General features: G+C 73.7%; 1 protein-coding gene. It reads right to left on the bottom strand.

Annotation, left to right across the window (positions count from 1 at the left end; all coding sequences use genetic code 11):
* Positions 1-102 precede the first annotated feature (102 nt).
* The gene (locus tag ACWF94_RS40790; RefSeq protein ID WP_453500398.1) at positions 103-1026 is read right to left on the bottom strand and encodes a hypothetical protein; all 924 of its coding nucleotides are present in this window, start codon (positions 1024-1026) and stop codon (positions 103-105) included.
* Positions 1027-1223 lie beyond the last annotated feature (197 nt).

Genomic DNA, 1223 nt, shown 5'->3' with positions numbered 1-1223 from the left:
CACCGGAGGCGGCCCCGGCCGCCGTCCGGGACAGTCCCGGACGGCGATGCGCGAACGCCCGGCGTCATGGACGCCGTGGAACGCCTTGGGACGCCGCGGCGGTCAGGAGCGGCATGCTCCGGTCGTACGCGCCGCGCCCCCGGCGTTCTCGTCGTCGGTGCCCAGGACCCCCGAGGAGCCGTGACCGCACGCCAGGGCCTCGATCTTGTGTCCGGGGTAACTCGCCAGCGGCACCGGCTCGGGGCGCGGGGACAGTTCCGCCCCGCCGTCCGGGCCGGAGCCGACCTGGCCGATGTAGTGGACCGTCGATGTGAAGGGGCCGTCGTCCCCGGGGTCGGACGCGGATGTGATGATCACCCGGCCGCCGGCGGAGATCTCCACATCGCTGATGTGCCGGACGTGCTCCCGGGGGTCCGGGACCCGGACCTGCACGGTGTTGCGCGGGCCGAACGCGAGCCCCTCCCAGTCCAGCTCGGCGGTGTGCAGCAGCGCGGGGTCCTCGTCCTGGCCACGGTGCGCCCACACCGCCGTCATCCGGCCCGCCCGTTCGACGAGGGCGAACCCCTCGTAGTTGTCGCCCGGGGCGACATCCGGGACGGTGAACTCCCGCAGGACCGTCACCGTGTCGCCGTCGAGGCGGAAGTGGAAGCCGTGGCCCGAGCTTTCCAGAGCGGCGAACTCGTCCTGGTGTCCGGGCACTTCGGTCAGGGCTTCCAGGTCGACGGGCAGCCGCTCGCCCTCCCAGCCGAGTTCCGTGGCCTGCACGACCGGCCCGGGCGACAGCCGGACCCTGGAGGCCCGCCGCTCACCCGCACGCTTGTTGTCGTGCACCACCAGCACCTCCACATCGTGGTCACCCTGTCCGAGCACGGCCATACCGCTGATGCCCGAGGTGATCCCGTCACCTGTGTGGGCCCAGTCGCCCTGAGGTGCGGGTGGGGCGGGAGCGGCGGAAGCGGAAGGGGCGAAGGCCACACCGGCCAGCAGGACGGCGGCCAGACGGACACCGGAGCGCGAGATCATCATGGGCCCGCACGCTAGACCGTGACCGCCCCTCGACTCGGCCGGCGAAACGTCCCCACCGCCGACGACCGCTCCCCGCCCAGCCCCTTCCCGGGCGGCGGAAGGACCCCTCCGCCGCGCTCGTACGACGCCCGTGAGTTCACTCGTACGAGGGGGTTGCCCGATCGGCGGGAGCGCGGGTACCGGGGCCGCCCGCGAGC

The organism is Streptomyces sp. NPDC055078 (genome assembly GCF_053607985.1).
This window is presented reverse-complemented; position numbering and strand designations above follow the sequence as displayed.